Source organism: Corallococcus terminator (assembly GCF_003611635.1).
GTDB lineage: Bacteria > Myxococcota > Myxococcia > Myxococcales > Myxococcaceae > Corallococcus > Corallococcus terminator.
The window spans coordinates 1-5,274 of the sequence record NZ_RAVZ01000486.1 but is presented as its reverse complement, the minus strand read 5'-3'; the positions used below and the strand labels follow the sequence as shown (position 1 = coordinate 5,274).

The 5,274-nt window shown below is 70.3% G+C and carries 4 protein-coding genes; all 4 read right to left on the bottom strand.

All coding sequences use genetic code 11. From position 1 onward, the window contains the following. On the bottom strand, positions 1-1,375 hold a 1,375-nt coding region (locus tag D7V88_RS38595), incomplete at its 3' end, for a sigma-54-dependent transcriptional regulator (RefSeq protein WP_147449058.1). 46 nt (positions 1,376-1,421) lie between these two features. Continuing rightward, on the bottom strand, positions 1,422-2,432 hold the full coding sequence (locus tag D7V88_RS38590; RefSeq protein WP_120545531.1) for a ParB/RepB/Spo0J family partition protein: 1,011 nt from the start codon (positions 2,430-2,432) through the stop codon (positions 1,422-1,424). A gap of 63 nt (positions 2,433-2,495) precedes the next feature. After that, on the bottom strand, positions 2,496-3,842 hold the full coding sequence (locus D7V88_RS38585) for a TldD/PmbA family protein (RefSeq protein WP_120545530.1): 1,347 nt from the start codon (positions 3,840-3,842) through the stop codon (positions 2,496-2,498). Between the two features lie 28 nt (positions 3,843-3,870). Continuing rightward, positions 3,871-5,274, bottom strand: a 1,404-nt coding sequence (locus tag D7V88_RS38580; RefSeq protein WP_120545529.1) for a TldD/PmbA family protein, incomplete at its 5' end; no start/stop codon positions are given.

The window sequence follows — 5,274 nt, the reverse complement described above, 5'->3', positions numbered from 1 at the left end:
CGGGGGGGGCGTCGGGGCCCAACTGCTCGCGTTCCAGCTTGCGGTAGATGGTGCGCGCGGCGATGCCCAGCAGCCGCGCGGCGAGCGTCTTGTCGCCCTTGGTGTGGCGCAGGGTCTCGTGGATGACCCTGCGTTCAATCTCCTCCATGGGGGTGCCAATGGGGATGACGAGCTGGCCGGCCGAGCCCAGGGGCCCCTTGCGCACGGACTCCGGCAGGTCGCTGGCCTCCAGCACGTCCGTCTTGGCGAGCACCACGGCGCGCTCCACGGCGTGCTCCAACTCGCGCACGTTGCCGGGCCACGCGTAGTTCTCCAGCACGCCCAGCGCGTCCGGGGAGAAGCCGCGCAGCACCTTGCCGTTCTTCGCGGAGAAGCGGCGCAGGAACGCGTCCGCCAGCAGCGGGATGTCCTCGCGGCGAGAGGCGAGCGCGGGCACGCGGATCTCCACGACGTGCAGGCGGTAGTAGAGGTCCTCGCGGAATCTCCCCTCCGCCACCTCCTTCTGCAGGTCCTTGTTCGTGGCTGCCACGAGCCGCACGTCCACCTTCACCGTCTGCGTGCCGCCCAGCCGCTCCAGCTCTCCCTCCTGGAGGACTCGCAGGAGCTTCACCTGCGCGGCCAGGGGCATCTCGCCCACTTCGTCCAGGAAGAGGGTGCCGCCGTGGGCGCGCTCGAAGCGGCCCTCGCGGCGGGCCACGGCGCCGGTGTACGCGCCTCGCTCCACGCCGAAGAGCTCCGCCTCCAGGATGCTCTCCGGGATGGCGCCGCAGTTGACGGCGATGAAGGCCTGCCGCGCCCGGGCGGAGTGCTCATGCAGGGCCCTGGCGGCCAGCTCCTTGCCGGTGCCGGATTCGCCCAGCAGCAGCACCGTGGCGGTGGAGGGCGCCGCCTGGCGGATGGTGTCCAGCATGGCGCGGAAGGCGGGGGACTGGCCCACCATGGCGCGACCGCCGGACGGGTTGATCTCCGCGAGCCTGGCCTTGAGGGAGGTGTTCTCCTGGACGAGGGCGTGCTTCTCCAGCGCCTTCTGCACGGCCTTCACCAGGGCGTGGCGCTTGAGGGGCTTGGTGATGAAGTCGTAGGCGCCGTCCTTCATGGCGGCCACGGCCGTCTCCACGGTGCCGTAGGCCGTCATCAGCACCACCTCCACGTCCGGGCGGATGGTGCGGCTGGCCTTGAGCAGCTCCTGGCCGTCCATGCCGGGCATCATCAGGTCGGTGACCATGACGCTGACCTCGGGGCGGCGAAGCATCTCCAGCGCCTCCGTGCCCTGCGCGGCGGCGAGCGTGGCGAAGCCCTCCCGCTGGAAGATGCGGGCGACCGAATCGAGATTGGCGCGGTCGTCGTCGACGACCAGGACGGTGGGTGCAGTCATGGGGTGCAAGGCCTCTTGTACGCCCACCTTGCAATCCCCATTCCCCTCAAGCCTGCTCTTCGTCCGGTTCCAGGGGGCCCCCTCCCATGCGGCCGATGTCCTCGCGGCGGACCTTGTCCACGTTGAAGCGCTTCGCGCTGGCCAGCATGCGGTCCACCGTGGCGTCGAAGGTGGGAGGGGCGCCGTCCTTGCGGAAGCGCAGGAAGTTGATGCGGGCGACGACGAAGTTCTTGAGGTAGGGGCTCTGGAGGCCGCGCTCCTTGAGGGCCGCGACGATGGCCACCACCGCGTCGTCCAGCTCCAGGAGGCGGTCCGCGCGTTCGTCGCGCAGGGCCAGGGCCTCCGGCAGGGGCAATTCCTGGAAGCCCTCCACCTGCTTGACGAAGGGGTGGTAGGCGCCCGCGGAGTAGCGGGGGCGCTTCTCGTAGGCGGCGCCCAGGGTGAGGAAGGACGGCTCCTCGAAGAGGTGCCCGAAGGCGGACTCCTTGCCCGGGCGGCCCGCGCCCACGAGGCCCCGCGCCATGCGGATGACCTCCAGCGAGCGCTCCTTCAGGTTGTGGGCCTTCTCCGTGTTGAGGGCGAGGATCTGATAGGCCACGTCCTCTTCCGGCAGCAGCAGCGCGACGATGGACTTCGCGCCCAGCATGCGGCTCGCGTGCAGGCGGTGGTTGCCGTTGGGTGTCCAGTAGCGGCCCTGCACGCGCACGGCGATGACGGGGTCCAGGAAGCGGTCCAGCCGCTCCATCGCGGTGGCGAGCCGCTTCACGTGGGGCTCGGACAGGTCGCGCTGGTAGGGCGTGGGCTCCACCTTGTCGATGGGCAGCACGGCGAAGACGACGGGGTGTCCTCCCAGCGGGTCGCGGTACACGGCGAGCACCTGTCCTCCGTCCTGGCGCACCGCCTGGAGGAGTTCATCCGGGAAGGCGACGGCCTCGCTGGCGACGTCCGCGGCGGTGAGGCCCCGCGACTTCGGTTCGGCCTTCTTGCGCCGGGGCTTGCGCGGGGTGGCCGACTTCGACTTCGCGGGGGCGGACTTTCGGGCGGACTTCGCGGCCATGCGGACGGACCCTCCTTGCTGGAGCGTGGAGGGCCGTCAGCGTAGGCCACGAAGCTTCGCGGACTACGCTCCGGACACGGTGAGCTGTCGGAAGCGGACAGTGGGCGCTCCGACGGCGCCGCCCCGGAACTGGAGGTCGCTGCCCACCGCGTCCACGTCCTTGAGCATCTGGAGGAGGTTGCCCGCCACGGTGACCTCCTGCACCGGGTGCGTCAGCTCTCCGTTCTCAATCCAGAGGCCGTTGGCCCCGCAGGACATGTCGCCGGACACCGGATCCGCGCCGTGGCCGAGCAGGGCGGTGACGTACAGGCCCCGGGGCACCTGGCGGACGATGTCCTCCGGCGACTGCGTGCCCGGTTCCAGGTAGAGGTTGGTGGTGCCGATGCCCGGCAGCGCGCTGTAGCCGCGCGACGCGTTGCCGGTGGTGCGCGCCTTCGCCTTGCGCGCGGTGAAGGCGTCGTAGAGGAAGCCGGACAGCACGCCCTTGTCCAGGATGGGCGTGCGCCGGGTGGGGACGCCTTCCCCGTCGAAGGGCGCAGTGGCGAGCCCCCGGGGGAGCAGGCCGTCATCCACCAGGGTGATGTGGTTGCCCGCGAGCTTCTTGCCAACGTGTTCGGCCAGGACGCTGGAGCGTTGGTACACGGCGTTGCCGTCCGCGGCCTGGGCGATGTTCTGCACGAAGTTCGCGGCGACCAGCGGATCAAACACCACCGGCACCTGACACGTCTTGACGGACTTCGCGCCCAGCATGCGCACGGCGCGCTTCGCGGCCTGCCGGCCAATGGACTCCGGCGACTCCAGATCGTCGAGGAAGCGCTTGTAGTCCAGCCAGAAGCCCGTCTGGAGCTGCCCGTCCTGGGCCGCCACCGGCACGGCGACCAGGTACACGTACGTGCCGGAGTAGCCGCCCGTCGCGCCCTCGCTGGAGGCCAGGTACACCTCCGACACGAAGTCGCCCGCTGCCACGGAGTCGAATGTGGCCACGCGCGCGTCCTCGGCCCGGCCCGCGCGTTCCGCCTCCAGCGCGGCGTTGATCTTCCAGTCGCCGGGGAGGTTCGCGACCTTGGGGTCGAAGAGCAGGCCGGTGTCGCCCCGCTTGCCCAGGTCCTTCGCGGAAGGCAGGCCGTTCAACTTGCTGGGCGCAGCGGCCTCCGCCAACTGCACGGCCAGGTCCACCACGCGCTCCAGCCCGCCGGGGGTGAAGTCGGAGGTGTACGCGAAGCCCAGCCGGTCCTTGACGAAGACGCGCACGCCCACGCCCTTGCTGGTGGCTTCGGTGAGGTCTTCAATCTGGCCTTCGCGGACGCGCACGCTGCTCTGGCGGCCCACCTCCAGATACGCTTCGGCCTGTTTGGCGCCGCGCTTCACCGCGCGCTGGACGATCTTCTTCGCGAGCTGTTCGTAGTTCACGTTGTCGTTCCCTTGAAAGGTCCGGCCTTCAGCCGACCTTCGTGCCGCCCACGGTGACGTTGTCGATGCGCACGGTGGGCAGGCCCACCCCCACGGGCAGCATCTGCCCGTCCTTCACGCAGATGCCCATGCCGGGGTCCGGCATCGGGTCGCTGCCCACGCGGCTGATGTTCTTCAGCGCCTCCGGCCCCACGCCAATGAGGATGGCGTTCTTCACCGGGCGGCCCAGCTTTCCGTCTTCAATCTGGTAGGCCTCGCTGACCTCGAAGACGAAGTTGCCGTTGCTGATGTCCACCTGTCCGCCTCCGAAGGTGGCGCAGTACAGGCCGCGCTTCACCTCCTGGAGGATGTCCTGCGGCGCGTGGTCCCCGGGCGCCAGGAACGTGTTCGTCATGCGCGGCAGGGGCAGGCTCTTGAACGAGTCGCGCCGGCCGCTGCCCGTGGAGCGCTGGTTCATCAGCTTCGCGTTGAGCTGATCATAGAGGTAGCCCTTGAGGACGCCGTTCTCGATGAGGACCTTGCGCTCGCCCGGCACGCCCTCGTCGTCGATGTTGATGGAGCCACGCGCGTTGGACACGGTGCCATCGTCGATGACCGTCACCAGGTCGGAGGCCACCTTCTCCCCCAGTTTGCCGGCGAACAGTGAGGTGCCCTTGCGGATGAAGTCCGCCTCCAGGCCGTGGCCCACCGCCTCGTGCAGCAGGATGCCGCTCCAGCCCGGCGCCAGTACCACCGTCTGCGGGCCCGCCACGCAGTCCACCGCGCCCAGCGTGGCGATGGCCTGACGCGCGGCCTCCTCCGCCACGCTCTCCGGCGTCACGCCGTCCCAGTAGGTGAAGGACACCCGGCCGCCGCTGCCGTACATGCCGGTGCGCCGCTCGCCGCCCTTGCCCAGCGCCACCACGTGCACGCTCAGGCGCGACTGATCCTGCGTGTCCTCGCTGTAGCGCCCGGCGGTGTTGGCCACCGCGATGCGCCGCGTCTGATCCACATAGGAGGCGTTGACCTGCTGGATGCGCGAATCGAAGGCGCGGGCGGCCTTGTCCGCGCGGGACAGCAGCGCCGTCTTCCGGGCCACCGCCACGTCCTCCAGCGCGTGCGCCACCCGGTAGTGGCTGGGCACCGCGACGCGCTTGATGGGGAAGGAGCGCTCGGAGCCGCCGCCCTGGGAAATCATGGCGGCGGTGCGCGCGGCCCGGAACAGGGCGGCCTCGTCCCAGTCATCCGAGTACGCGTACCCCACCTTGGCCCCGGTGATGACCCGCACGCCCACGCCCTGCACCAGGCCCACCTGGGCGCTCTTGATGCGCGACTCCTCCAGGACCACCGCCGTGGTGGAGGAGCGCTCCACGTACACCTCCGCGAAGTCGGCGCCCCGGCCCATGGCTTCGGCCAGCAGGCGCTCCAGGAGGCCGGGGGGGAGGAGCGGGGA

Bases quoted from the DNA above. Each gene is read 5' to 3' on its own strand.
- D7V88_RS38590 (WP_120545531.1), bottom strand. From the start codon at position 2,432: ATGGCCGCGAAGTCCGCCCGAAAGTCCGCCCCCGCGAAGTCGAAGTCG.